Source organism: Streptomyces sp. NPDC111516, assembly GCF_055635345.1.
The window spans coordinates 825,351-851,344 of the sequence record NZ_JBVKBV010000001.1 but is presented as its reverse complement, the minus strand read 5'-3'; the positions used below and the strand labels follow the sequence as shown (position 1 = coordinate 851,344).

20 protein-coding genes are annotated in these 25,994 nt (G+C 71.3%); 16 read left to right on the top strand and 4 right to left on the bottom strand.

Annotated elements, in window-relative coordinates; translation table 11 throughout:
• The first annotated feature begins 696 nt into the window (after window positions 1–696).
• The 3 genes from ACZ7L9_RS04030 to ACZ7L9_RS04020 all read left to right on the top strand — a co-directional run bounded on the left by ACZ7L9_RS04030 (window position 697) and on the right by ACZ7L9_RS04020 (window position 4,836).
• On the top strand, window positions 697–1,125 hold the full coding sequence (locus tag ACZ7L9_RS04030) for a ComEA family DNA-binding protein (protein ID WP_471412285.1): 429 nt from the start codon (window positions 697–699) through the stop codon (window positions 1,123–1,125).
• Entirely contained in the window at window positions 1,122–3,701 is a 2,580-nt protein-coding gene (locus ACZ7L9_RS04025) for a ComEC/Rec2 family competence protein (protein WP_471412284.1), read from the top strand. Before ACZ7L9_RS04030 ends, ACZ7L9_RS04025 begins: the two co-directional genes overlap by 4 nt.
• A 250-nt stretch (window positions 3,702–3,951) precedes the next feature.
• A complete protein-coding gene (locus ACZ7L9_RS04020; RefSeq protein WP_471412283.1) occupies window positions 3,952–4,836 on the top strand; it encodes a YceI family protein in 885 nt (294 codons plus the stop codon).
• A gap of 13 nt (window positions 4,837–4,849) precedes the next feature.
• Here the strand turns inward: ACZ7L9_RS04020 and ACZ7L9_RS04015 are convergent, their stop codons facing one another.
• Entirely contained in the window at window positions 4,850–5,095 is a 246-nt protein-coding gene (locus ACZ7L9_RS04015; protein WP_471412281.1) for a hypothetical protein, read from the bottom strand.
• Between the two features lie 131 nt (window positions 5,096–5,226).
• Between ACZ7L9_RS04015 and holA the strand changes: the two genes are divergently transcribed.
• Entirely contained in the window at window positions 5,227–6,213 is a 987-nt protein-coding gene (holA, locus tag ACZ7L9_RS04010; protein ID WP_471412279.1) for a DNA polymerase III subunit delta, read from the top strand.
• A 264-nt stretch (window positions 6,214–6,477) separates the two neighbouring features.
• Here holA and rpsT read toward each other — a convergent pair whose 3' ends face one another.
• Window positions 6,478–6,744, bottom strand: coding sequence for a 30S ribosomal protein S20 (rpsT, locus tag ACZ7L9_RS04005; protein WP_124717766.1), 267 nt, complete (start codon window positions 6,742–6,744; stop codon window positions 6,478–6,480).
• Window positions 6,745–6,959: 215 nt separating this feature from the next.
• On the opposite strand from rpsT, the gene lepA reads away from it, so the two are divergent.
• The 4 genes from lepA (at window position 6,960) to hemW (ending at window position 14,570) form a co-directional block, all read left to right on the top strand.
• Entirely contained in the window at window positions 6,960–8,834 is a 1,875-nt protein-coding gene (gene lepA, locus ACZ7L9_RS04000) for a translation elongation factor 4 (protein ID WP_471412277.1), read from the top strand.
• Between the two features lie 396 nt (window positions 8,835–9,230).
• Window positions 9,231–11,120 carry an AMP-dependent synthetase/ligase gene (locus tag ACZ7L9_RS03995; RefSeq protein ID WP_471412275.1) on the top strand — a complete coding sequence of 630 codons (1,890 nt, stop codon included), beginning with the start codon at window positions 9,231–9,233 and terminating at the stop codon, window positions 11,118–11,120.
• Window positions 11,121–11,330: 210 nt separating this feature from the next.
• Window positions 11,331–13,256, top strand: a complete 1,926-nt coding sequence (locus tag ACZ7L9_RS03990; RefSeq protein ID WP_471412776.1) for a SpoIIE family protein phosphatase — start codon at window positions 11,331–11,333, stop codon at window positions 13,254–13,256.
• Window positions 13,257–13,328: 72 nt separating this feature from the next.
• Window positions 13,329–14,570 carry a radical SAM family heme chaperone HemW gene (hemW, locus tag ACZ7L9_RS03985; protein WP_471412274.1) on the top strand — a complete coding sequence of 414 codons (1,242 nt, stop codon included), beginning with the start codon at window positions 13,329–13,331 and terminating at the stop codon, window positions 14,568–14,570.
• 58 nt (window positions 14,571–14,628) lie between these two features.
• On the opposite strand, the gene ACZ7L9_RS03980 is transcribed toward hemW, so the two are convergent.
• Together ACZ7L9_RS03980 and ACZ7L9_RS03975 are read right to left on the bottom strand one after the other, a co-directional pair.
• Complete coding sequence (locus ACZ7L9_RS03980) at window positions 14,629–15,465, bottom strand: DUF3097 domain-containing protein (protein WP_471412272.1); 837 nt, start codon at window positions 15,463–15,465, stop codon at window positions 14,629–14,631.
• 25 nt (window positions 15,466–15,490) lie between these two features.
• Entirely contained in the window at window positions 15,491–16,213 is a 723-nt protein-coding gene (locus ACZ7L9_RS03975; RefSeq protein WP_471412270.1) for an MBL fold metallo-hydrolase, read from the bottom strand.
• Window positions 16,214–16,409: 196 nt separating this feature from the next.
• Between ACZ7L9_RS03975 and hrcA the strand changes: the two genes are divergently transcribed.
• The 8 genes from hrcA to ACZ7L9_RS03935 all read left to right on the top strand — a co-directional run bounded on the left by hrcA (window position 16,410) and on the right by ACZ7L9_RS03935 (window position 25,966).
• Window positions 16,410–17,426, top strand: coding sequence for a heat-inducible transcriptional repressor HrcA (gene hrcA, locus ACZ7L9_RS03970; protein ID WP_471412774.1), 1,017 nt, complete (start codon window positions 16,410–16,412; stop codon window positions 17,424–17,426).
• Complete coding sequence (gene dnaJ / locus ACZ7L9_RS03965; RefSeq protein WP_471412268.1) at window positions 17,427–18,563, top strand: molecular chaperone DnaJ; 1,137 nt, start codon at window positions 17,427–17,429, stop codon at window positions 18,561–18,563.
• A gap of 212 nt (window positions 18,564–18,775) precedes the next feature.
• Window positions 18,776–19,849: a nitronate monooxygenase gene (locus tag ACZ7L9_RS03960; RefSeq protein ID WP_471412267.1), complete on the top strand. Its 1,074-nt coding sequence runs from the start codon at window positions 18,776–18,778 to the stop codon at window positions 19,847–19,849.
• A complete protein-coding gene (locus ACZ7L9_RS03955; RefSeq protein WP_471412265.1) occupies window positions 19,846–20,592 on the top strand; it encodes a 16S rRNA (uracil(1498)-N(3))-methyltransferase in 747 nt (248 codons plus the stop codon). Before ACZ7L9_RS03960 ends, ACZ7L9_RS03955 begins: the two co-directional genes overlap by 4 nt.
• A gap of 84 nt (window positions 20,593–20,676) precedes the next feature.
• Complete coding sequence (locus ACZ7L9_RS03950; protein WP_471412264.1) at window positions 20,677–21,210, top strand: hypothetical protein; 534 nt, start codon at window positions 20,677–20,679, stop codon at window positions 21,208–21,210.
• Window positions 21,211–21,290: 80 nt separating this feature from the next.
• Window positions 21,291–24,524 (top strand): S41 family peptidase, encoded by a 3,234-nt coding sequence (locus tag ACZ7L9_RS03945; RefSeq protein ID WP_471412262.1) that lies wholly within the window; start codon window positions 21,291–21,293, stop codon window positions 24,522–24,524.
• 155 nt (window positions 24,525–24,679) lie between these two features.
• Window positions 24,680–25,039 carry a histidine triad nucleotide-binding protein gene (locus ACZ7L9_RS03940; protein ID WP_471412261.1) on the top strand — a complete coding sequence of 120 codons (360 nt, stop codon included), beginning with the start codon at window positions 24,680–24,682 and terminating at the stop codon, window positions 25,037–25,039.
• A gap of 18 nt (window positions 25,040–25,057) precedes the next feature.
• Window positions 25,058–25,966 carry a ribonuclease Z gene (locus tag ACZ7L9_RS03935; protein WP_471412258.1) on the top strand — a complete coding sequence of 303 codons (909 nt, stop codon included), beginning with the start codon at window positions 25,058–25,060 and terminating at the stop codon, window positions 25,964–25,966.
• The last annotated feature ends 28 nt before the right edge of the window (window positions 25,967–25,994 follow it).

The following is a 25,994-nucleotide window of genomic DNA, read 5'->3' as shown; positions in this document are numbered from 1 at the left end:
TCGTGAGGCATGGCTCCCCGATCACATCGTGCAACCAGCGGAAGCGGCAGCGGCCCCGGCCGCGCCCGTAGCGGTCCCGGCCTCGGACCCGGACGACGGTCCTCGCGTGGGCGCGCGGACGGCGTGGCGGCGGCTTCGCGGCGGCGGGCGGACGCCCTCATGGGAGGGGCGCACGGCGGACGGGTCGCGCGGCCCGCGCTCGGGGTGGCAGCGGCTCCGGCGCCCGCTTCGGCCGCGGCTCCGGTCTCGAATCCAGCTTCGGCGTTCGCTCCTGCTCCTGCTCCGAGCCCGACACCAAGTCTCGCTCCTGGTAGAGCTGCGACCACGGCTACGGCTTCTGCGCCGGCGTCGACACCGGTTTCCGAGTCGGCCTCGACACCGGCTTCCGCGCCGGCTCCGGGGCTGCGGGCGAGGGCGGTACCCGCGCTGCGGGAGCGGATTCCGGTGTGGCTTCGGCTCAGATGCGGTTTGGAGCCAAGGACCCTTGCCGCGCTGGCCGTTGTCCTGATCGCGACCGCGGTCTTCGCCGTAGTGCATTTCTGGTCCGGGCGCCCCCACTCCGTACGAGCTCCTGATCCGGTCGACGAAGCTGCGCACGCCGGCACATCGGAGCCGACGCCCGGGGTGGCGGCAGTGCCCGAGCCGTTACCGGGGCCGCCACCCACGACAGGGCCGGGCGGGCACATCGTCGTCGATGTGAGCGGGAAGGTGCGACTGCCGGGGATCCATCAACTGCCGTCCGGCGCACGGGTTGCCGACGCGATCCGGGCCGCGGGCGGAGCCCGGCCCGGTGTCGACCTCGCCGGGCTCAACCGGGCGCGGGTGCTGATGGACGGGGAGCAGATCGTGGTGGGCGCCCCACCGGCTCCTCCGGTCATGGGCGGGACGGGAGGAGCCGCCACGGGCGGCACCGGCAGCGGCGGCGCCACAACAGGACCGGTCAGCCTCAATCAGGCGACCGTCGAACAACTCGACTCCCTGCCCGGTGTCGGTCCGGTTCTCGCCCAGCACATCGTCGACTACCGCACCCAGCACGGCGGTTTCCGTTCCGTCGACGAACTCCGAGAAGTCAACGGGATCGGCGATCGCCGGTTCGCCGACCTCCAACCTCTGGTGGTGCCATGAGCCACCCGGACGTCCATGCGGCCTCGGGCCGGCGGCTGGGTGTCTCCGACCCGCGGCAGGAAGGCCCACTCGACCTTCGGCTGGTCCCGCCGGCCTTGGCGGCCTGGGCCGGAGCGGCGCTCGCGCTCGGCGCGCCCGGGCGGTGGACCACGGCGGGCGTGATGCTCTGCGTCGGCGCGGCCATGGTGCTCCTGGCGATGTCCGGAGTGTCGGCGACCCGTGCGATGCAAGGGCTGTCGGCCGGTACCGGGGGAGGGGCGGCAGATGACGGGAGTGCGGTACGCAACCGGCGGCGGCCGCACGCCACCGCAACTGCAACCGCTGCGGCGCTGCTCTGCGCGGCGGCCGGGGCTGCGTCGGCCGGATGGCACAGCGCGGACGTACGGCAGGGGCCGGTCCGCGAGCTGGCCCAGCGGTTCGCGAGAGTCGACGCGGAGGTGACGGTGACGTCCGACGCCCGGCAGACCGTGCCCCGGGTGCGCGGCGATCACAGCACGCCCGCCTCCCTCCTCGTGGATGCCGAGATCACACGGCTGACCGGGCGCGACGGTGCGGTCACCCGGCTGCGTACGCCGGTGCTGCTGATCGTCTCGCCCGGCGGATCGATGGCCCGGTGGCAGGAGTTGCTCCCCTCCACACGGCTGCACGTCGCGGGCCGACTGGCGCCACCGCTGCATGAAGGGGAGCGCAACGCCGCCGTACTCCGGCCGGAGGGCAAGGGCCCGCCGCACGTCACCGGGCCCCCTTCCTCGGTCCAGCGCCTGGCGGGTGTTCTGCGTGGTGGTCTGCGGCAGGCGACCGAGCGACTCGATCCCGATGCGCGGGCGCTTCTGCCCGGCCTGGTGGTCGGTGACACCTCACGGGTCACTCCGGAACTGCACGATGCCTTCCAGGCGGCCGACCTCACCCACCTGATGGCGGTCTCCGGTGCCAACCTGGCGATCCTGCTCGTTCTCCTGATCGGGCCGCCGGGCATGGCAGTGCGCGTCGAACGCCGCGGTCTGGCGCCCCGGTTGGGAATTTCGCTGCGGATGACGGCCTTGCTCGGCGGCGGGCTCACGCTCGCCTTCGTCATCGTCTGCCGGCCCGAGCCGAGCGTGCTGCGGTCCGCGGCCTGCGGGCTGATCACCCTGCTCGCCATCGGCACAGGGCGCCGCAGAGCACTGATCCCCGCGCTGGCTGCCGCGGTCCTTCTGCTGGTTCTGTACGACCCGTGGATGGCACGCAGTTACGGCTTCGTCCTCTCCGTGCTGGCCACCGGTGCCCTGCTCACCGTCGCCCCGAAGTGGAGCGAAGCGCTGCAACGGCGCCGGGTTCCGTCCCGGCTCGCCGAGGCGCTGGCCGCGGCCGCCGCGGCGCAGGCCGTGTGTGCGCCGGTTGTCGTGCTGCTCGCCTCCCGGGTCAGTCTGGTGGCGATCCCGTGCAATCTGCTGGCCGAGTTCGCGGTGGCGCCGGCCACGGTCCTCGGATTCGCCGCGCTCGCCCTGGCGCCGGTGGCCATACCGGTGGCGGAGCTGCTCGCCCGGATCGCGGGGTGGCCGGCCGGGTGGATCGCTTCGGTGGCCCGCACCGGGGCGGCGCTGCCCGGGGCGGAGATCGACTGGCCCGACGGTGGGAAAGGGGCGCTGCTGCTCGCCGTGCTGACGGCAGTGGTGGTGCTGTCAGCCCGTCGTATCGTGCGTCATCCCTGGGTCTGCTCGGCCGCCGCACTGCTGCTGATCGTCGCGGTGCTGCGCCCGGTTCCGCTGACCCGTGTGCTGACCGGATGGCCGCCGCCCGACTGGGCGTTCGTGATGTGCGACGTCGGTCAGGGCGACTCCCTGGTGCTGGCCGCGGGGGAGGGCAGGGGCGTGGTCGTCGACGTCGGCCCCGACCCGCGGCTCGTCGACCGGTGTCTGCGCGACCTGGGCATTACCGAGGTGCCGCTTCTGGTCCTCACACATTTCCACGCGGACCATGTGCGGGGGTTGCCCGGTGTGCTGCGGGGCAGAGCGGTCGGGGCGATCCAGACGACGAACCTGGACGAACCTCCGGACCAGGTCGCGTTCGTACGGAGAACGGCCGCCGCGACGGGCGTCCCTCTGATGCGGGCGGTCCCCGGTGAACGCCGTCGGATCGGGCACCTCGACTGGCGAGTCCTGTGGCCGACGGGCGGCACGGGGGCGGGCGGCGCACCAGTGCTCCGGGGAGCCGTCTCGGGCCCCGTGCCGCAGGAGCCGAACGATGCCAGCGTCACCCTCTACGTCCGGACCGGCGGGCTGACCCTGCTGCTCCTGGGCGACCTCGAACCTCCGGCCCAGCAAGGGCTGTTGCGCAGGTATCCCGCGCTGCCGCCGGTGGACGTCCTCAAGGTCGCTCATCACGGCTCCGCCCATCAGGACCCCGCTCTGCTGCACAGCGTGCGACCGAGACTCGCCCTGGTGAGCGTGGGCAAAGACAACCCGTACGGTCACCCGGCCCCGCGCACCGTCGACGCGCTCCGAGCCGGCGGCACGGTGGTGCTGCGCACGGACACGGACGGCGCGATCGCCGTGACGGGTGCCGGGACGGGGCTGAGCGCGGTGAGCAGCTCATGAGCCCGAGCCTCGCCGGCCGGGCGCCCTCGCCCGGCGGCTTCCGCGCGCAGCTTCCGCCTGGCGGGGCGCACAAGCGGAGTGGCCAATTCGGACCATCGGTAACACCTCTACCCAAGCCCCTGCGAGCTGCTCTGTTTGCCTCGAACGGCACATCGGTGATCGAATGGGTGCTCGTCGGTGGGCCGCTGCTCCGACGAGGACGTCCAGCCGCCAGGGCCCAAGGTGAATCGCCCCCGGGGGTAGGTAGAAGATGTTCGGCCGTTGGCTGGGAAGCAAGAGAGCGACGGAAACCGTGCGCGGCAACGCCCTCGCCGGCCTCGAGGTGCCACACACCGCGGGAGTGCTCAGTTGCCGGGTGCTCGACCCCGTCAACGAGATCGTGCCGCAGGCCGAGTTCGTCGTCACGGACAGCGCGGGCCGCAAGGTCGTCGGCGGTGAGACGGACCCGTACGGCAGCGTCCTCGCCACCGTCCCGGCCGGTGAATACCGACTGGCCGTCACGGCTGAGGGCTTCACCCCGTTCCACGGCGCGGCCACGGTCGTAGAGGGCGGCCACGCGAGCCTCGGTGATGTGACGCTGCAACTGGCCGCGCCCCCGCAACTGCCCGCCCCCGGGGAGTGGGAGGTGGAGCCCATGCACTCGCAGATCGGCTTCACGGCCCGGCACATCGGCATGGCGCGCATCCATGGCCGGTTCAACACATTCGCGGGTGCTGTCCGGATCGCCGACCACATGGAGAACTCGGCGATGCACGTGATCATCGATGCCGCGTCGATCGACACGAACGTCCAGATGCGCGACGACCATCTGCGCTCCAGCGACTTCCTCGACGTGGGCCGCTACCCGACGCTGGAGTTCTACAGTGACCGCTTCGTCCACCGCGGCGGCACCCGCTGGGGCGTGACCGGCGCGCTCACATTGCACGGCGTCAGCCGCACGGTCACGCTGGACACCCAGTACCTCGGCCTGGGCAGCGGCTTGGAGGGCGAGACCCGCGCCGCCTGCCGGGCCACCACGGAACTGCACCGCGAGGACTTCACCCTCACCTGGCAGACCATGCTCGCCCGCGGCATCGCGGCCGTCGGCTCCAGCATCGCCATCGACATGGACATCCAGATCGTCCCCAAGAGCTGAGCCGGGTGCCCCTCTAGGGCGCTTCGAGCCAACCCTCGTACTCCGAGGCGAACGCGTCGAGCACCGAGGAGTCCAGCCGCCCCGACGGGTCCTCCACGATCACCAGCCACTGGGCGTCCTCGGCATCGTCCTCGCCGGCCAGTGCGTCGCGTACGAGCTGGGGTTCCTCGGTGACCCCGAAGCGGTCGCCGAGCTCTCCGGCCACCTCCTCCGCCGCATCGCGGTCGGGCAGTACCAGCACATGTCTCACATCGCTCACCTGCTCATTCTCCCGTACCGGGTGCACCGAGCGGTCCGTTTCGCCCCGCCCTGCCGAGCCGGTGGCGTCGGGCGCCCGGTCCGGGTGGGGAGTCCGGCGACTGTCAGTGGCGCGTGGGATGCTGGACGGCGATGGCCACCAGAAGGAATTCCACCGACGATCCGCTCGCCCCCCTCACGCTCGCCGTGGGACAGGAGGACCTGCTCCTCGACCGCGCCGTGCAAAACGTGGTGGCTGCGGCCCGCGCCTCCGACCCCGACACGGACGTCCGCGACCTCACCTCCGACCAGCTCCAGCCCGGCACCCTTGCCGAGCTGACGAGCCCGTCGCTCTTCGCCGAGCGCAAGGTGGTGATCGTGCGCAATGCGCAGGACCTCTCCGCCGACACGATCAGGGACGTCAAGGCATACCTCGGTGATCCGGTCGAGGAGATCACCCTCGTTCTGCTGCACGCGGGCGGCGCCAAGGGCAAGGGGCTGCTGGACGCGGCGCGCAAGGCCGGGGCGCGGGAGGTCGCGTGTCCGAAGACGACCAAGCCGGCCGAGCGGCTCTCGTTCGTACGGTCGGAGTTCCGGGCGCTTGGGCGCTCGGCGACTCCGGAGGCGTGTCAGGCGCTGGTCGATTCCATCGGCAGCGATCTGCGGGAGCTGGCGAGCGCGGTCTCGCAGCTCGTCGCGGATGTCGAGGGCACGGTCGACGAGGCGGTCGTCGCCCGTTACTACACGGGCCGCGCGGAGGCATCGAGTTTCACGGTCGCCGATCGCGCCGTGGAGGGGCGGGCGGCGGAGGCGCTGGAGGCGTTGCGCTGGTCGCTGTCGACCGGGGTGGCGCCCGTGCTGATCACCAGCGCGCTGGCGCAGGGTGTACGGGCGATCGGCAAGCTGTCCTCGGCCCGCGGAGGGCGCCCCGCGGACCTCGCCCGTGAGCTGGGCATGCCCCCGTGGAAGATCGACCGCGTGCGGCAGCAGATGCGTGGGTGGACACCGGACGGCGTGGCGGTGGCGCTGCGAGCGGTCGCGGATGCGGACGCGGGGGTCAAGGGCGGTGGCGACGATCCGGAGTATGCGTTGGAGAAGGCCGTGGTCGCGGTGGCGCGGGCAGCGCGGTCCGGACGGTAGGAAAGCCGGGGTGGCCGGACCGCGAGAAGCAGAAGGAGAGCGGTAGCCGGACCGCAAAAAACATGACGCGTGCCGGGCGGGCTGAGCAGAGGGAGTAAGCCGAAGGCCCCGGCCTCGCTCTGGGGAGAGCGGCGGCCAGGGCCTTCGGATCACACTCGGTGCGCCGCACCCGCGTGGCGAACGCAGGTTCGGTGTGCGGCGCGGGGGCCGGTCAGGGGCGGGAGAGAGGGCCCGCTGGTCCGTTCCGGCGGTTACTCAGAATGCTCAGCCCTGGAGGGAGGCAACCTTGGAGGCCAGCGCCGACTTCTTGTTGGCGGCGGCGTTCTTGTGGATGACACCCTTCGAGACGGCCTTGTCGAGCGCGCGGGAGGCGTCGCGAGCGGCCGTGGTGGCCTTCTCGACGTCACCGGCGGCGGCAGCCTCACGGGCCTTGCGGATAGCGGTCTTGAGCGAGGACTTGACGGCCTTGTTGCGCAGGCGCGCCTTCTCGTTCGTCTTGTTCCGCTTGATCTGGGACTTGATGTTCGCCACGAAAGAGCCTTTTCAGGTTCGTTGGATCTCCGATGTGCGCCGCACGGCCCGAGAGGGTCGCGAGGCACAGCTGTCAACGGTACCAGTCCCGCTCCGACCGGCCCAAACCGGTCTCCGCCCCACAACCATGGGACGATGGAGGCTACGTATCGATCCGACCGAACCGACATCGACCCGAGACACGGCGTTCGGCGTCTCAAGAATCAGGACCCTGCGTGCCCGCGACTCCTACCCACGTGCCCGAGCCGAGCCGTACCGACCCGGCGCTGATCCGCAACTTCTGCATCATCGCGCACATCGACCACGGCAAGTCGACCCTTGCCGACCGGATGCTTCAGCTGACGGGCGTGGTCGACCAGCGGCAGATGCGCGCTCAGTACCTCGACCGGATGGACATCGAGCGCGAGCGCGGTATCACCATCAAGTCCCAGGCGGTACGTCTGCCCTGGGCGCCCGAAACGGGTGAGGACCAGGGCCGCACCCATGTCCTCAACATGATCGACACTCCGGGCCACGTGGACTTCACCTATGAGGTCTCCCGTTCGCTCGCCGCCTGCGAGGGCACGATCCTGCTCGTCGACGCCGCGCAGGGCATCGAGGCCCAGACGCTGGCCAACCTCTACCTGGCGATGGAGAACGACCTCACCATCGTCCCGGTCCTCAACAAGATCGACCTGCCGGCCGCGCAGCCGGAGAAGTTCTCCGAGGAACTGGCCAACCTCATCGGCTGCCAGCCGGAGGACGTGCTCAAGGTCTCGGCGAAGACCGGCCTCGGTGTGGAAGCGCTGCTCGACCGCGTGGTCAAGGACGTCCCGGCCCCGGTCGGCAAGGCCGACGCCCCCGCCCGCGCGATGATCTTCGACTCGGTCTACGACTCGTACCGCGGTGTCGTCACGTACGTCCGTGTCGTCGACGGCCAGCTCAACAAGCGCGAGCGCATCAGGATGATGTCCACCGGCGCCACCCACGAGCTGCTGGAGATCGGGGTCTCCTCCCCGGAGATGACCCCGGCCGACGGCCTCGGCGTGGGCGAGGTGGGCTACATCATCACCGGCGTGAAGGACGTCCGGCAGTCCAAGGTCGGTGACACCATCACCTCCCTGAACAAGGGCGCGACCGAGGCGCTGGGCGGCTACAAGGACCCGAAGCCGATGGTGTTCTCGGGCCTGTACCCGCTGGACGGCTCGGACTACCCGGACCTGCGCGAGGCGCTCGACAAGCTCCAGCTCAACGACGCCGCCCTGGTGTACGAGCCGGAGACCTCCGCCGCGCTCGGCTTCGGCTTCCGCGTCGGCTTCCTCGGCCTGCTCCACCTCGATGTGATCCGCGAGCGGCTGGAACGCGAATTCGGTCTCGAACTCATCGCCACCGCCCCCAACGTGGTCTACCGCGTCGAGATGGAGGACGGCACCGAGCACACCGTCACCAATCCGAGCGAATTCCCCGAGGGCAAGATCGACAAGGTGCACGAGCCCGTCGTGCGCGCCACGGTCCTGGCCCCCAGCGAGTTCATCGGCGCGATCATGGAGCTCTGCCAGAACCGGCGCGGCACCCTCCTCGGCATGGACTACCTCTCCGAGGACCGGGTCGAGATCCGCTACACCCTGCCGCTCGCCGAGATCGTCTTCGACTTCTTCGACCAGCTGAAGTCCAAGACCCGGGGCTATGCCTCCCTCGACTACGAGCCCACCGGCGAGCAGTCCGCCCAGCTCGTCAAGGTCGACATCCTGCTGCACGGCGACAAGGTCGACGCGTTCTCCGCCGTCACGCACAAGGACAAGGCGTACGCGTATGGCGTGCGGCTCGTCGCCAAGCTGCGCGAGCTGATCCCGCGGCAGAACTTCGAGGTGCCGATCCAGGCCGCCATCGGCTCCCGGGTCATCGCCCGTGAGACGGTCCGCGCCATCCGCAAGGACGTCCTCGCCAAGTGCTACGGCGGTGACATCTCCCGTAAGCGGAAGCTGCTGGAGAAGCAGAAGGAAGGCAAGAAGCGGATGAAGATGGTCGGCAATGTGGAGGTGCCGCAGGAGGCCTTCATCGCCGTGCTGTCGACGGACGAGTCGGGCGGGGACGGCAAGGGCAAGAAGTAGCCCCGCCGCGAGACCGAGGACCGGCTCCCGGTTCCGGCCCGCACCCCGGCTCCGGCGCCGGATCGGATCGGACCTGCAACCCGGCTCCGGCCCGCCCCTACCAGGTGGCAGCCCAACGGGCCCCTGTGTCGCAGCGCACTGCGACACAGGGGCCCGTTTGTTATGAAGCGGCGGCTCGTTGCCTCTTACGCGGCGGACGCGCGCGCTCTACCCTGATCACGGCTTCGTAGTTACTCGCCAGTTAAGCAAGCGGGATCGAGCACCGCAGGCCACAACCACAGGCCAGGTAGCGCAGGACAGAAACGCAGACGTACGCAGGACACGCACAGGAACAAGCAGCAGCCAACAGGAACAAGCAGCCGGTCGTGAAGCACTGCCGCAGGCCCGGAGGATGTCGTGAGCGACACACAGACCTTGATCGATAACCGACCGCCCTCCGTGGCGAACCTCTTCGTCGACCGCGTGGCGGCCACCCCGGACGGGGAGGCCTACCGCTACCCCGTCCCTTCGGCCGCCGGCGAGGGGCCCGATGAGTGGAAGTCGCTGAGCTGGGCGCAGGCCGCCGAGCGCGTGTACGCCATCGCGGCAGGGCTGATCGGTCTGGGCGTTCAGCCGGAGGAGCGGATCGCGCTCGCCGCCAGCACCCGGGTGGAATGGATCCTCGTCGACCTCGGTGTGATGTGCGCGGGCGCCGCCACCACCACGATCTACCCGTCGACCAACGCCGAGGAGTCGGCGTTCATCCTCTCCGACTCCGAGAGCCGGGTGCTGATCGCCGAGGACGCCGTCCAGCTGGCCAAGGCCCGCGAGCGCCGCGCCGAGCTGCCGAACCTCGCCCACGCCGTCGTCATCGACCCCGAGGACGCCGGGCCCGCCGAGGGCGACCCCGAGGGCTGGGTGCTCACCCTCGCCGACCTGGAGGCCCGCGGCGCCGAGTACCTGGCGAAGCACCCCGACGCGGTCAAGGAGCGGGTCGCCGCCATCACGGCCGACCAGCTCGCCACGCTGATCTACACCTCGGGCACCACGGGCCGTCCCAAGGGCGTGCGCCTGCCGCACGACAACTGGTCCTACATGGCCAAGGCCACCGTGGCGACCGGCATGATCGGCAAGGAGGACGTCCAGTACCTCTGGCTGCCGCTCGCGCACGTCTTCGGCAAGGTCCTCACCTCCGGCCAGATCGAGGTCGGTCACGTCACCGCCGTCGACGGCCGGGTCGACAAGATCATCGAGAATCTGCCGGTGGTCCAGCCGACGTACATGGCCGCCGTCCCCCGTATCTTCGAGAAGGTCTACAACGGTGTCGCCGCCAAGGCGCGGGCCGGTGGCGGGGCCAAGTACAAGATCTTCCAGTGGGCGGCCGGGGTCGCCCGCGAGTACGCGACGGTCTCGCAGGACAACTTCCGGCACACCGGCACGGCCTCCGTCCCGTTCGCACTCGGTGCCAAGCACAAGGTCGCCGACACCCTCGTCTTCGCCAAGATCCGGGAGGCCTTCGGCGGCCGGCTGCGTGCCTGTATCTCCGGCTCCGCGGCACTCGCCCCCGACATCGGCTACTTCTTCGCGGGCGCCGGGATCCACATCCTGGAGGGTTACGGCCTCACCGAGTCCAGCGCCGCCTCCTTCGTCAACCCGGGCGAGGCCTACCGCACCGGCACCGTCGGCAAGCCCCTCCCCGGTACCGAGGTACGGATCGCCGACGACGGTGAGATCCTGCTGCGCGGCCCCGGCCTGATGGAGGGCTACCAGGGGCTGCCGGAGAAGACCGCCGAGGTGCTGGAGGCGGACGGCTGGTTCCACACCGGTGACATCGGAGAGCTGTCCGTGGACGGCTACCTCCGGATCACCGACCGCAAGAAGGACCTCATCAAGACGTCCGGCGGCAAGTACATCGCCCCGGCGGAGGTCGAAGGACAGTTCAAGGCGGTCTGCCCGTTCGTCTCCAACATCCTGGTGCACGGCGCGGACCGTAACTTCTGCACCGCCCTGATCGCACTCGACGAGCCGACCATCCTCGGCTGGGCCGCCGAGAACGGTCTGGGCGGGAAGCCGTACGCCGAGGTGGTGGCCTCCCCGCAGACCGTCGCGCTCATCGAGGGCTATGTGAGGCGGCTCAACGAGGGGCTGCAGCGCTGGCAGACCGTCAAGAAGTTCCGGCTGCTGCCCCGCGATCTCGACATCGAGCACGGCGAGCTGACGCCCAGTCTCAAACTGAAGCGGCCGGTCGTCGAGCGCGAGTACAAGGGCCTCATCGACGACATGTACGCGGGGACCCGCGAGGCATAACACAGATCCTCGGGCGGCGGCCGCACGGTGCGGCCGCCCCTGTCCCGCTCCGCTCACTTTCTCCGCTCACTTCGGCAACTCGTCGCTTATGGGCATGGTCAATCTGTCACTCTGTCGGTGTCGTCAGTGGCGCCCAGTGAGAACAGACAGACAGAACGAGAACAGACAGAGCGAGAACAGGTCAGGAGCTGCACCGTGGGGCCCATTCCCTTGCAGCGGGACATCGTTCAACGTCCCGGCAACACCGTCGGCCATGCGGACGCACGGCCCGTCGCACGTACGTCCCTGCCCGGAAACCTGCTCGCACCCTCCGCCGGCCGCCGGTTCGTCCAGGCGGCGCTCAGCGAATGGAGCGGGCTCGGACTGCCGGCGGCCGTGGGCTTCAGCGAGCGGCTGGCCGACGACGCGGCGGTCGTCGTCAGCGAGCTGGTCACCAACGCGGTCGTGCACGCCGGGACCAATGTCGAGCTGCTGTGCCGGCTGGAGGAGGCCACCGAGGACGAGGCCGCGGCCCTGGTGCTGGAGGTCTCCGACCACCACCCGGCCCGTGCCGTGCGCAGCGAACGTTCGGAGGACGGCGGCCCGGACGACGCGGCGGAGAGCGGGGTCACCACCGGCTCCGCCGATCCCGCCGAGTACGGTCGCGGACTCCAGCTCGTCGGCACCCTCGCCGAGCGTTGGGGCATCACCTACCGCACCGGCCTCAAGACCGTCTGGGCCCGGCTCCCCGTCGACGACTGGAACCCGTTCCCCGAACCGTCCGGCGAGCCCGGATTCGCGCAGGGGCTGCGCGCCGCCGAACTGCTCGCCCCCAGTGCCCGGCGGGCCCTGCGCGACGGCGCGGACTGGGCGGGCCGCGGCGCGCTCTCGTTCCTCGCCGAGGCCTCGGACCTGCTCGCCGGCCAGCTCGACGAGGACATCGTGGCGGCGCTCGCCGGTCAGTTACTGGTGCCCAGACTCGCCGACTGGTGCGCGATCTGGCTGGAACCCGAGAACGGCGGTCCCGCGGCAGTGCCCCGGCTCGCCAGCGTCTGGCACCGCGACGAGGCCGAGACCGGCCGGCTGCGCACGCTGCTGGAGCAGGACCCGATCCGGCTGCCCGAGCGGGTGGGCACCGGGCCCGTCTCGCTGCCCTGGCCCGAGGGAGAGGAGGACGGCGAGAAGGCCGACGAGCGCCCCGAGTCCGCTCTCGCCTACCGGATCACCTCGGGCGGCCGGACACTCGGCGCCGTGCTCCTCGGCCGCGAGGGAACGGCACGCGTCCCCGACGAAGTGACCGCCCTGATCGAGGACTTCGTACGCCGTGTCGGCCTCGCCGTCGGTGCCGCCCGCGCCTACACCCGGCAGGCCACCATCAGCCGCATCCTGCAACGCGCCCTGCTGCCCAGCAAGGTCGCCGACATACCCGGCGTCACCAGCTCACTGGTGTACGAACCCAGCGACGACGGGGTCGTCGGCGGAGACTTCTACGACATCTTCCCGTGCCCCGGCGACCGCTGGTGCTTCGTCCTCGGCGACGTCCAGGGCAGCGGCCCCGAAGCCGCCGTCGTCACCGGCCTGGCCCGGCCCTGGCTGCGGCTGCTGGCGCGTGAGGGTTTCGGCGTCGGCGAGGTGCTGGACCGGCTCAACCGGCTGCTCCTCGACGATGCGATGGAGGCCGCCGAGGCGGCCGCTCTCATGGTGGCCGCGGCGGGCGGGCAGCAGACGGCGGACACCGGGCAGTCACGCTTCCTCTCCCTGCTGTACGGGGAACTGGTGCCGCTGCCCGACGGCGGCGTGCGCTGCACCGTGGCCAGTGCCGGCCACCCGCTGCCGCTGCTGCTGCGGCCCGACGGCGAGGTGCGCCCGGCCGCCGAGCCGCAGATGCTGCTCGGGATCTTCGACGACGTCGCGTACGAGAGCCAGAGCTTCGACCTGGCACCGGGCGACAGCCTGCTGTGCGTCACGGACGGCGTGACGGAGCGGCGCTCCGGGGCGCTGATGTTCGACGACGGGGACGGTCTGGCCCGGGCGCTGGCCGACTGCGCCGGGCTGTCAGCGGACGGGATCGCGGACCGCATCAAGCGGGCCGTGCACGAATTCGCCGAGCGGCCGCCCGATGACGATCTGGCGCTGCTGGTGCTGCAGGCGGGCTGAAGCCATGCGTCCGGGCCCGGGCGGCTTCCGTGATCACGGACGTGGCCCGGGGTTCCTCGGCGGCGAGCGACAATGGGCGGTATGCCTTCCGTACTGCCCGATGGTGAACCCGTACCCGACGACGGGGCGCTGCCCCGCCATGCCCTGGAAGGCGCCGCCGACCGGCCGCTCGGCTTCTACCTGCATGTGCCCTACTGCGCGACCCGCTGCGGCTACTGCGACTTCAACACCTACACCGCCACCGAGCTGCGCGGTTCCGGCGGTGCGCTGGCCTCCCGGGACAACTACGCCGCCCACCTGATCGGCGAGGTCCGCCAGGCCCGCAAGGTCCTCGGCGACGATCCGCGTCGGGTCCGTACGGTCTTCGTCGGCGGCGGCACGCCGACCCTGCTGGCCGCCGGGGACCTGGTCCGGATGCTGGGCGCGATCCGGGACGAGTTCGGGCTCGCGGACGATGCCGAGATCACCACCGAGGCCAACCCGGAATCCGTCGATCCGGCTTATCTGGCCGAGCTGCGCGAGGGCGGCTTCAACCGGGTCTCGTTCGGGATGCAGAGCGCGCGGCAGCACGTGCTGAGGATCCTGGACCGCACGCACACGCCGGGCCGGCCCGAGGCCTGTGTCGCCGAGGCGCGGCAGGCGGGCTTCGAGCACGTCAACCTCGATCTGATCTACGGCACGCCCGGGGAGTCCGACGACGACTGGCGCGCCTCGCTGGACGCGGCGATCGGGGCGGGGCCGGACCACGTGTCGGCGTACGCGCTGATCGTCGAGGAGGGCACGCAGCTTGCGCGGCGGATCCGGCGCGGCGAGATCCCGATGACCGATGACGACGCCCACGCGGACCGGTACCTGATCGCGGACGAGGCGATGGCCGCCGCGGGCTTCTCCTGGTACGAGGTGTCGAACTGGTCCCGCACGCCCGAGGGCCGGTGCCTGCACAACGAGCTGTACTGGCGGGGCGCCGACTGGTGGGGTGCCGGTCCCGGGGCGCACAGCCATGTGGGCGGGGTGCGCTGGTGGAACGTGAAGCATCCGGGGGCGTACGCGCAGGCGCTGGCCGAGGGGCGGTCGCCGGGGGCCGGACGCGAGATCCTCTCCGCGGAGGACCGGCGGGTCGAGCGGATCCTGCTGGAGCTGCGGCTCGTGGACGGGTGCCCGTTGTCACTGCTGGCACCGGCGGGGCTGGCCGCGGCGGGGCGGGCGGTGGAGGACGGACTGCTGGAGCCGACGCCGTACGGGGAGGGGCGGGCGGTGCTCACGCTGCGGGGGCGGTTGTTGGCGGACGCGGTGGTGCGGGATCTGGTCGACTGATGAGGGCGGCCGGGCGGCGCACGGCGGGGATCCGGGTGCACCCGGATCCCCGCTCCTCTCAAGCGCCGGAGGGGCTCTCCACCGGCGCCGTCACGAAGTCGATCAGGTGTTCCACGGAGCCCAGCAGGGCCGGCTCCAGATCCCGGTACGAGCGCACCGTGGACAGGATTCGCTGCCAGGCCGCGCCCGTGTTCTCCTCCCAGCCCAGCGCGCGGCACACGCCCGTCTTCCAGTCCTGGCCGCGCGGGATCACCGGCCAGGCGGCGATCCCCACGGACGACGGCTTCACCGCCTCCCACACGTCGATGTAGGGGTGGCCGACCACCAGCACGTTCGCGTCCGAGACCTGGTCCGCGATCCGGGACTCCTTGGAGCCGGGAACCAGGTGGTCGACCAGGACGCCCAGCCTGGCATCCGGGCCGGGGGAGAATTCGCGCACGACGGCCGGGAGGTCGTCGATGCCTTCCAGGTATTCGACGACCACGCCCTCGATCCGCAGATCGTCGCCCCAGACCCGCTCGACCAACTCCGCGTCGTGGCGGCCCTCCACATAGATCCGGCCAGCCCGCGCGACCCGGGCGCGCGCCCCGGGGACCGCGACCGAGCCCGAGGCCGTGCGCGCCGGGCGTACGGGCGCGGCGGCCGACGGCCGTACGAGCGTGACCACCCGGCCCTCCAGCAGGAAGCCGCGCGGTTCCATCGGGAACACCCGGTGCTTGCCGAAACGGTCCTCCAGGGTCACCGTCGGCCCCTCGGCCATCTTCTCGCAGCGGATCACCGCACCGCAGAATCCGGTGGAGACCTCCTCCACGACCAGATCGGGCTCGGCGGGGACCTCGGGAACGGGGACGGACCTCTTCCACGGCGGGGTCAGGTCCGGTTGGTAGCTGCGCATCGGAAGACGATAGGACGGGAACCGGTCACGACACGCCGAAGAGGGCGGCCAGCCGGTCACGCTGCCCCCTGACGAACGCCGCGTCCACCACCGCCCCGTGCCCGGGCACGTACACCGCGTCCTCGCCCCCGAGTTCCAGCAGCCGGTCCAGCGCGGCCGGCCAGCACGACGGGACCGCGTCCCGGCCCGCCTGCGGTTCGCCGGACTCCTCGACCAGGTCCCCGCAGAGCACCACCGCGGGGGAACCGGGCACGAGCGCGGCCAGGTCGTGGCCGCTGTGGGCGGGGCCCACGTTCGCCAGCAGCACCTGGCGGCCGCCCCCCAGATCGAGCGTCCACTCACCGCACACCTCGTGGTGCGGCGCCACCACGACACCGGTGGCCTCCGCCGCGTCGTGCTCGGACACCCCGTGGCGTACCGCGGAGGCGTACAGGGCGTCCGTTCCGGACTTCAGCAGGCCCGCCATGCCGACCGCCCCGTACACCTGGGCGCCGGAGAACGCCGCGGTGCCCAGTACATGGTCGAAGTGCGGGTGGCTGAGTGCGATATGCGTCACCTTGCGGCCGAGCAGGGCCTCCGCCTGAGCCCGTACTTCGGCGCCTTCGCGAAGTGTCGATCCGGTGTCGTAGAGCAGAACTCCCTCCGTCCCGAGGACCAGTGCGACGGTCGCATCCCATCCGGGAAGGCGCCGCCGGCCCATTCCGTGACCGAGTCGCTCCCAGCCGAACTCTTCCCAAGAGGCATCCATACCGCGACGCTATCGGCAACGACCTGCGCGGTCCCGAGGTAGCGTGGCCGGTCGCCCTTGCTCGGCCCCCACTCGGCCGCCGTACACTGACCGGGGGATTGCTGGCACTCGCGACGACAGAGTGCCAGGCGGATTCCTGGGAATGAACCAGGAACGGCCCGAGAACCACCGAGGAACACAGCTGGAGGTGTGCGCGATGCTCAGCGAACGCAGACTCGAAGTGCTGCGCGCCATCGTCCAGGACTATGTCGGCACCGAGGAGCCCGTGGGTTCCAAAGCACTCACCGAGCGGCACAAGCTGGGGGTCTCCCCGGCCACCGTCCGCAACGACATGGCGGTGCTGGAGGACGAGGGATTCATCGCCCAGCCCCACACCAGTGCGGGACGCATCCCGACGGACAAGGGCTACCGGCTCTTCGTCGACAAGCTCGCGGGTGTCAAGCCGCTCTCGTCGCCGGAACGCCGTGCCATTCACAACTTCCTCGACGGCGCGGTCGACCTCGACGACGTCGTGGGCCGTACCGTACGGCTGCTCGCGCAGCTGACCCGGCAGGTCGCCATCGTGCAGTACCCCTCGCTGACCCGGTCCACGGTGCGGCATGTGGAGCTGCTGTCGCTGGCGTCCGCCCGGCTGATGCTCGTGCTGATCACGGACACCGGCCGGGTCGAACAGCGCATGATCGACTGCCCCGCCCCGTTCGGTGAGACGTCTCTCGCCGACCTGCGGGCCCGGCTCAACAGCCGGGTCGTCGGGCGCCGCTTTGCGGATGTCCCGCAGCTGGTGCAGGATCTGCCGGAATCATTCGAGAGCGAGGACCGGGGAACGGTCTCCACCGTGCTCTCCACCCTGCTCGAAACCCTCGTCGAGGAGACGGAGGAGCGGCTGATGATCGGCGGCACCTCCAACCTCACCCGCTTCGGGCACGACTTCCCTGTGATGATCCGGCCGGTGCTGGAAGCACTGGAGGAGCAGGTCGTGCTGCTGAAGCTGCTCGGCGAGGCCAAGGACTCAGGCATGACCGTACGAATCGGGCACGAGAACGCCCACGAGGGGCTCAACTCCACGTCCGTCGTCGCGGTCGGCTACGGTTCGGGCGACGAGGCAGTCGCCAAACTCGGCGTGGTCGGACCGACCCGCATGGACTACCCCGGAACGATGGGAGCGGTACGCGCAGTGGCACGTTACGTCGGACAGATCCTGGCGGAGTCGTAAGTGGCCACGGACTACTACGCCGTACTCGGCGTGCGCCGCGACGCATCTCAGGACGAGATCAAGAAGGCATTCCGGCGGCTCGCTCGCGAGCTGCATCCGGATGTCAATCCCGATCCGAAGACCCAGGAGCGGTTCAAGGAGATCAACGCCGCCTACGAGGTGTTGTCGGACGCGCAGAAGAAGCAGGTCTACGACCTGGGCGGCGATCCGCTGTCCGCCTCCGGCGGCGGTGGCGCGGGCGGATTCGGACAGGGTGGCTTCGGCAACTTCTCCGACATCATGGACGCGTTCTTCGGTACGTCGTCGCAGCGCGGGCCCCGTTCGCGCACCCGGCGCGGCCAGGACGCGATGATCCGGCTGGAGATCGATCTCGCCGAGGCCGCGTTCGGCACCACGAAGGACATCCAGGTCGACACGGCCGTCGTCTGTACGACCTGCAGTGGCGAGGGCGCCGCACCCGGCACCTCCGCCCAGACCTGCGACATGTGCCGCGGCCGCGGTGAGGTTTCCCAGGTCACCCGGTCCTTCCTGGGCCAGGTCATGACCTCGCGGCCCTGCCCGCAGTGCCAGGGCTTCGGTACGGTCGTGCCGACCCCGTGCCCGGAGTGCGCCGGCGACGGCCGTATCCGGTCGCGGCGCACGCTCACCGTGAAGATCCCCGCCGGTGTCGACAACGGCACCCGCATCCAGCTCGCGGGCGAGGGCGAGGTCGGCCCCGGTGGCGGCCCGGCCGGCGACCTGTACGTGGAGATCCATGAGCTGCCGCACTCGGTGTTCCAGCGCCGCGGCGACGATCTGCACTGCACGGTCACCATCCCCATGACGGCGGGCGCGCTAGGCACCAAGGTGCCGCTGGAGACGCTCGACGGCCTGGAGGAGGTCGACATCCGGCCCGGCACGCAGTCGGGCCAGTCGGTCCCGCTGCACGGCCGCGGCATCACGCATCTGCGGGGCGGCGGGCGCGGGGATCTGATCGTGCACGTCGAGGTCATGACCCCGACGAAGCTGGACCCGGAACAGGAGCGACTGCTCCGGGACCTCGCGAAGCTGCGCGGCGAGGAGCGGCCCACCGGCCAGTTCCAGCCCGGGCAGCAGGGGCTGTTCTCCCGTCTGAAGGACGCCTTCAACGGCCGCTGACGGTCCCCGTACAGGTTCGTGCACACGGATTCGTCCACCGTTCCTGTGCATCTTTCCTGCGTACCGGTTCCTGCGTACCGTCCCTGAACGCTGTTCCTGAACGCCGGACGGGCTCGTTTGCCGAGCCGTCCGGCGTTCGAGGACAGATTTAAGGACAAAGAGGACCCGGGGCTGAGCACGCCGAGGTGCGTGGGACGTGACACGATGCGGTCATGTCATCCGTGTTGACCGATCTCTGCCGGTATCCGATCGTGGCGGCCCCGATGGCAGGGGGTGCCTCCTGTCCGCAGCTCGTCGCGGCCGTCGCCGAAGCGGGCGGCCTCGGCTTCCTCGCCGCCGGGTACAAGACGGCGGACGGCATGTACCACGAGATCAAGCAGTTGCGCGGGCTGACCGGCCGGCCCTTCGGCGTCAATCTCTTCATGCCACAGCCCGCACTCGCCGATCCGAGCGCCGTCGAGGTGTACCGGCATCAACTCGCCGGTGAGGCCGCCTGGTACGAGACGCCGCTCGGCGACCCGGACTCCGGCGGCGACGACAACTACGACGCCAAACTCGCGATCCTCCTGGAGGACCCGGTCCCGGCCGTCTCGTTCACCTTCGGCTGCCCGACCCGGGACACCCTCGACGCGTTCGCCGGGGTCGGCACGTACACCGTCGTGACGGTCACCACGCCCGAGGAGGCCCAGGCCGCCCAGTGGGCGGGCGCCGACGCGGTCTGCGTCCAGGGCATAGAGGCGGGCGGCCACCAGTCCACCCATCGCGACGACCCGCAGACCGACGGCACCGGGATCGGAGTCCTCTCCCTGGTGGCCCAGGTCCGCGAGACCGTACAGGTGCCGATCATCGCCGCCGGCGGGCTGATGCGCGGCTCCCAGATCACGGCGGTGCTTGCCGCGGGCGCGGAGGCGGCGCAGCTCGGCACGGCGTTCCTGGTCTGCCCCGAGTCCGGTGCGAATCCGCTGCACAAGCAGGCGCTGACCAACCCGCTGTTCGTACGGACCGACCTGACCCGGGCCTTCTCCGGCCGCCCGGCCCGCGGCCTGGTCAACCGCTTCATGCGCGAGCACGGCCCGTACGCCCCCGCGGCCTACCCGCAGGTCCACTATCTGACCGCCGGTCTGCGCAAGGCGGCGGCCAAGGCCGGCGACGCCCAGGGCATGGCCCTGTGGGCGGGCCAGGGGCACCGGCTGGCCCGCGAGCTGCCCGCCGGCCGGCTGATCGAACTGCTCGTCGAGGAACTGGACGCCGCACGGACGGCCGTGAACACAGGGAGTACGCAGTGACCGCACCGGTCTTCGTCGTCGAACGGGTCCCCGACGGGCCCGAGTTCGTCCTGGAAGGATCCGAGGGACGGCACGCCGTATCGGTCAAGCGGCTGCGCGCCGGTGAGGACGTCGTGCTGACGGATGGCCACGGCCGGTGGACGCGAGGGGTCGTCAGGGCCGCCGAGGGCAAGGACCGGCTCGTGGTCATGGACCTGGTGACGGTCCGCGAGGAGCCGTGGCCCACGCCCCGTGTCACCGTCGTCCAGGCCCTGCCCAAGGGCGACCGCGGCGAGGTCGCCGTCGAGACGATGACGGAGACCGGTGTCGACGCGATCGTGCCCTGGCAGGCCTCCCGCTGCATCACGCAGTGGAAGGGCGATCGCGGCCTCAAGTCCCTCGCGAAATGGCGCAACACCGCCCGGGAGGCCGGCAAGCAGTCGCGCCGGGTGCGCTTCCCCGAGGTGGCGGACGCGATGACGACCAAACAGATTGCCGCGCTTCTGGCCACGGCGGACTTCGCTGCCGTCCTGCACGAGGACCGGGAGCACGACAGCGAGCCGCTGGCCACCGTCCAACTCCCCACCCAGGGCGAGATCGTGCTGGTCGTCGGCCCCGAGGGCGGTGTGTCGCCGGACGAACTGGCGGTCTTCGCCGGGGCGGGCGCCCGCACCTGCCGGCTCGGAACGTCCGTCCTGCGCACCTCGACGGCGGGCACGGCGGCGACGGCACTGCTGCTGGGGCGCACCGGCCGCTGGTCGTGAGCCCCCTCCCGCGCTCCGGCGCCAACTCCGGTGTGGCCGCAAGCCGTCTACCGTTGGGTGGGGGAACGGTGGGAAGCTGCCCGTATGGGGACATCAAGGGCATGGGGTCGGAGAAGGACCCGTCGCTTTCTGGCCGCGTCCGCACTCGCGGGCGCGGCGGCCGCCGGTGTGGTGGCCTGTGAGCCCGTGGACGGGCTGAACTCCGCATCCATCGCCGTGACCACAGACCGGACCGCCACCAGTGCCCTGGAGCGCAACGGGGTCGGTGTCCAGTGGCTCAACTGCACGGCCGACACCGTCGCGGGCCGGACCGGGGGCGCGTCGCCCGCCGCCTCCGTGCGCCGGATCGCGGACGTCGACTGCGTCGGAAGGACCCGGGACGGCAAGGACATCACGATCAACGGCAACGTGACCCAGGAGCTCGACGGGCGGTGCGTGCGGGGCGACCTGACCGCGAATGCCGGCGGCAAAGTCGTCTTCCGGGCAGATGTGCTGGGCGACTGCACCGCCGCACCGTCGACCGGCGCGGCGAATCCGCCCCTGGGCGGCGGCACCGGCACCGCACGGCCGACGGTCACGGTGACGGTCACGGTGACCGATTCGCCCCGGGGCAAATGAGTGCGGCGGCCACCGAACCACCCGGTGGACTCCGGCCAACTCTGTTCCGCGGAGCACGCCCGCGGCCTAGGGTGATCGATGTGACGCAGCCTGCCTACCTCCGATACCCCCATGTCCAGGGCGATTTGATCGCCTTCACCGCCGAGGACGATGTCTGGCTGGCGCCGCTGGAAGGCGGCCGAGCCTGGCGCGTCAGCGCCGACAACCGACCCGTCACCAACCCGCGGATATCTCCCGACGGAACCCGCGTCGCCTGGACGTCCACCCGGGACGGGGTGCCCGAAGTGCACGTCGCACCGGTCGACGGCGGCCCCTCCGAGCGGCTCACGTACTGGGGTGACGCACGGACCTCCGTACGCGGCTGGACGCCCGAGGGCGACGTGCTCGTCATCAGCACCCAGGGGCAGGCGTCGCTGCGGCGCAGCTGGGCCAGGGCCGTACCGGTCGACGGCGGGCCCGCGCGGACCCTGCCGTACGGGCCGGTCGGCTCCCTCGCGTACGGGCCCGTCGGACGGGTCCTGCTGCTCTCGGCCACCATGGGGCGCGAGGCCGCCGCCTGGAAGCGCTACCGGGGCGGCACCGCGGGCAAGCTGTGGATCGCTGCAGAGGGCGCGGCCGACGGCCCGGCGGAGTTCGTACGACTCCACGAGGACCTCGACGGGAACATCGAATCCCCGATGTGGGTCGGTGACCGCGTGGCGTTCCTCTCCGACCACGAGGGCGTCGGCGCGCTCTACTCCTCGCTCCCCGACGGCTCGGACCTGCGCCGTCACACCGAGGCCGAAGGCTTCTACGCCCGCCACGCGACCACCGACGGCACCCGCGTCTGTTACGCCTCGGCCGGTGAACTCTGGCTGCTGGACGACCTCGAAGGCGCCGCGCCCCGCCGCCTCGACATCCTGCTCGGCGGCCAGCGCGCCGACCTCCAGCCCCACCCCGTGCACGCCGACAGCCACCTCGACGCCGCGTCCCCGGACCGCACGGGCCGCGGCTGCGCGGTCGGGACGCGCGGTGCCGTCCACTGGGTCACCCACCGCGAGGGCCCGGCCCGCGCGATCGCCGTCGAACCAGGGGTACGGGCCAGAATGCCCCGCGCCTTCCAGGCCGACGGCGACCAGCACGTCGTCTGGGTCACCGACGCCGAGGGCGACGACGCCCTGGAGTGCGCACCCGCCACCGGCACCGCACCGGGCTCCGTACCGCGCCGGCTCGCCGCGGGCCGCATCGGCAGGGTCCTCGACCTCGCCGCGGCCCCGGACGGCAGCCGGTTCGCCGTCGCCACGCACGACGGACGGGTACTGATCGTCGAGCGGGTGAGCGGCGAGGTCCACGAGGTGGACCGCAGCGAGCACGGCGACGCCTCCGGCCTCGTCTTCTCGCCCGACTCCTCCTGGCTCGCCTGGTCGCACCCCGGGCCCGAACCGCTCAGGCAGCTCAAGCTCGCCCACGTCGCCGACCTGTCGGTCGCCGAGGCCACCCCGCTCCGCTTCCGGGACTTCTCCCCGGCGTTCACCGCCGACGGCAAGCACCTCGCGTTCCTCTCCGAACGGTCCTTCGACCCGATCTACGACGACCACGTCTTCGACCTGGCGTTCATCGGCACCTGCCGTCCGCATCTGCTGACGCTCGCCGCCACCACGCCCTCCCCGTTCGGACCGCAGCGCCACGGCCGCCCGACCGAGAAGGAGAAGAGCGGCGACGGCGAGGACAACCCGACCGCGCTGCCCGTCACCCGCATCGACCTCGAAGGGCTCGCCGACCGGATCGTGCCGCTGCCCGTCGAGGCCGCCAGCTACTCCACGCTGCGCGCCGCGAAGGACGGACTGCTGTGGCTGAACCACCCCGTGACCGGAGTGCTCGGCACGAGCGGCGCCACGCCCGACGCCCGCCGGCCCGAGACCGTCCTCGAACGGTACGACCTGGAGAAACTGCGCTGCGAGGAACTCGCCTCCGACGTCGGCGGGTTCGAGGTCAGCGGCGACGGCCGACGAATCGCCCTGCGGACCCGTGGCAAGCTGCGCGTCGTGCCGTCCGACAGCCGCGTCCCGGCCGGTGACGACGACCACGACGGCGGCACCGACAGCAGCGTCACCGTCGACCTCTCCAGGATCCGCCGGACCCTCGAACCGGCCGCCGAGTGGCGGCAGATGTACGACGAGGCCGGGCGCATCATGCGGGACAACTTCTGGCGCCCCGACATGGGCGGCATCGACTGGGACGGAGTCCTGGACCGCTACCGACCGGTGCTGGAGCGCGTCGCCACCCACGACGACCTGATGGACCTGCTGTGGGAGGTGCAGGGCGAGCTCGGCACCTCGCACGCCTATGTGACACCGCCCGGCGGATGGCGCGACGACTCCGCCCGGCAGGGGCTGCTCGGTGCGGACATCTCCCGTACGGACGAGGGAAGTTGGCGTATCGACCGGATCCTGCCGTCCGAGACCTCCGACCCGGCGGCCCGCTCGCCGCTCGCCGCACCCGGCGTGGCGGTGCGCGTCGGCGACGCGATTCTCGCCGTCGACGGCCACCCGGTCGACCCGGTGGCCGGGCCCGGACCGCTGCTCACCGGTTCCGCCGAGAAGCCGGTCGAGCTGACCGTCTCACCGGTGGACGGCGGTGACCCGCGCCATGTCGTCGTCGTACCGGTCGCCGACGAGGAGGCACTGCGCTACCACGCATGGGTCGCCGACCGGCGGGCCTACGTCCACGAGCACTCCGGCGGACGCCTCGGCTACCTCCACGTCCCCGACATGGTCGGCTCCGGCTGGGCGCAGCTCCACCGCGATCTGCGGCTCGAAGTGGCCCGCGAGGGGCTGGTCCTGGACGTCCGGGAGAACCGCGGCGGCCACACCTCGCAGCTGATCGTGGAGAAGCTCGCCCGGCGCATCGTCGGCTGGGACCTGCCGCGCGGCATGCAGCCGTACAGCTACCCGCAGGACGCGCCGCGCGGCCCGGTGGTGGCCGTCGCCAACGAGTTCTCCGGCTCGGACGGCGACATCGTGAACGCCGCGATCAAGGCACTGCGTATCGGCCCGGTGGTCGGCACGCGTACCTGGGGCGGCGTCGTCGGCATCGACAGCCGCTACCGGCTCGTGGACGGGACGCTGGTCACCCAGCCCAAGTACGCGTTCTGGTTCGAGAATTACGGCTGGGGCGTGGAGAACCACGGGGTCGATCCCGACGTCGAGGTCGTGATGGCGCCGCAGGACCATGCGGCGGGGCGCGATCCGCAGCTGGACGAGGCGATCCGGATCGCGCTCGCGTCGTTGGCGGAAACCCCGGCGAAGCGGGCGCCGGAGCGGCCGGGGGCGTAAGAGGAGCGTTCGGGAAGGGAAGGGCAGGGGTTCGGGCCCGCCACTGGCGCACCCGAACCCCTGCCCTTCCCTTCCCGAACGGGGGCTCCGCCCCGGCCGTACCCGCCAGCTAGCATGCCCGTACAACGATGAACACCGACCGAGGAGCCAGCCCCATGGCGGGAGAACCGCAGCCCGACTGCCTGTTCTGCAAGATCGTCTCGGGTGAGATCCCGGCAACCATCGTCCGGGAGACCGAAACCACCGTCGCCTTCCGGGACATCAACCCCCAGGCCCCCACCCACGTACTCGTCATCCCCCGCGTCCACCACCCGGACGCCGCCGCCCTTGCCGCCGCCGAGCCGGCCATCGCCGCCGACATACTGCGCGAGGCCGGACACATCGCCGCCGACGAGAAGATCGTCGACACCGGCTACCGGGTCGTCTTCAACACCGGCTCCGGCGCCGGGCAGACCGTTTTCCACGCGCACGCCCACGTCCTGGGCGGCCGCGGACTCCAGTGGCCCCCCGGCTAGAACGGTCGGTCGCACACCGTGTCCGTACGCGAACTCGTGGTCCTCGGCACCGCCAGCCAGGTCCCGACCAGGCACCGCAACCACAACGGCTATCTGCTGCGCTGGGACGGCGAGGGCATCCTCTTCGACCCGGGTGAGGGCACCCAGCGCCAGATGCTGCGGGCCGGCGTCGCCGCGCACGACATCGACCGGATCTGCGTCACGCACTTCCACGGCGACCACTCGCTCGGCCTGGCCGGGGTCATCCAGCGGATCAACCTCGACCAGGTCCCGCATCCGGTCACCGCGCACTACCCGGCGAGCGGACAGCGCTACTTCGAGCGGCTGCGGTACGCGACCGCCTACCGCGAGTGCGTCGAGCTGACCGAGGCCCCGGTCGCCGCCGACGGGGTGCTCGCCACCACGGACGCGTACACGCTCAGCAGCCACCGGCTCTCGCACCCCGTCGAGTCGTACGGCTACCGGCTCGTCGAACCCGACGGGCGCCGCATGCTCCCCGCGAAACTCGCCGAACACGGCATCAAGGGCCCCGACATCGGCCGGATCCAGCGCGAGGGCGCCCTCGGCTCCGTCACCCTCGACGACGTCTCCGAGCGCAGGCGCGGCCAGCGGTTCGCGTTCATCATGGACACCAGGCTCTGCGACGGCGTGCACGTGCTCGCCGAGGGATGCGACCTGCTGGTCATCGAATCGACCTTCCTCGACGAGGACGAACGGCTCGCCACCGACCACGGCCATCTGACCGCAGGCCAGGCAGCTCGGGTGGCCAGGGACGCGGGTGTACGGCACCTCGTACTGACCCACTTCTCGCAGCGGTACGACGACCCGGCCGCCTTCGAGGTCCAGGCCCGCGCCGCGGGGTTCGAGGGCGAACTGACCGTCGCCCGGGACCTCGGCCGGATCCCCGTGCCCACCCGGCACATCTGACACACATCGGCCCCATCACCTGTGAGCG

Excerpts from the sequence above, each read along its gene's own strand:
- ACZ7L9_RS04025 (WP_471412284.1), top strand. The coding sequence starts at position 1,122 with ATGAGCCACCCGGACGTCCATGCGGCCTCGGGCCGGCGGCTGGGTGTC.
- ACZ7L9_RS04020 (WP_471412283.1), top strand. The coding sequence starts at position 3,952 with ATGTTCGGCCGTTGGCTGGGAAGCAAGAGAGCGACGGAAACCGTGCGC.
- holA (WP_471412279.1), top strand. The coding sequence starts at position 5,227 with ATGGCCACCAGAAGGAATTCCACCGACGATCCGCTCGCCCCCCTCACG.
- hemW (WP_471412274.1), top strand. The coding sequence starts at position 13,329 with ATGGGCGGTATGCCTTCCGTACTGCCCGATGGTGAACCCGTACCCGAC.
- ACZ7L9_RS03980 (WP_471412272.1), bottom strand. The coding sequence starts at position 15,465 with ATGCGCAGCTACCAACCGGACCTGACCCCGCCGTGGAAGAGGTCCGTC.
- ACZ7L9_RS03975 (WP_471412270.1), bottom strand. The coding sequence starts at position 16,213 with ATGGATGCCTCTTGGGAAGAGTTCGGCTGGGAGCGACTCGGTCACGGA.
- hrcA (WP_471412774.1), top strand. The coding sequence starts at position 16,410 with ATGCTCAGCGAACGCAGACTCGAAGTGCTGCGCGCCATCGTCCAGGAC.
- ACZ7L9_RS03960 (WP_471412267.1), top strand. The coding sequence starts at position 18,776 with ATGTCATCCGTGTTGACCGATCTCTGCCGGTATCCGATCGTGGCGGCC.
- ACZ7L9_RS03950 (WP_471412264.1), top strand. The coding sequence starts at position 20,677 with ATGGGGACATCAAGGGCATGGGGTCGGAGAAGGACCCGTCGCTTTCTG.
- ACZ7L9_RS03940 (WP_471412261.1), top strand. The coding sequence starts at position 24,680 with ATGGCGGGAGAACCGCAGCCCGACTGCCTGTTCTGCAAGATCGTCTCG.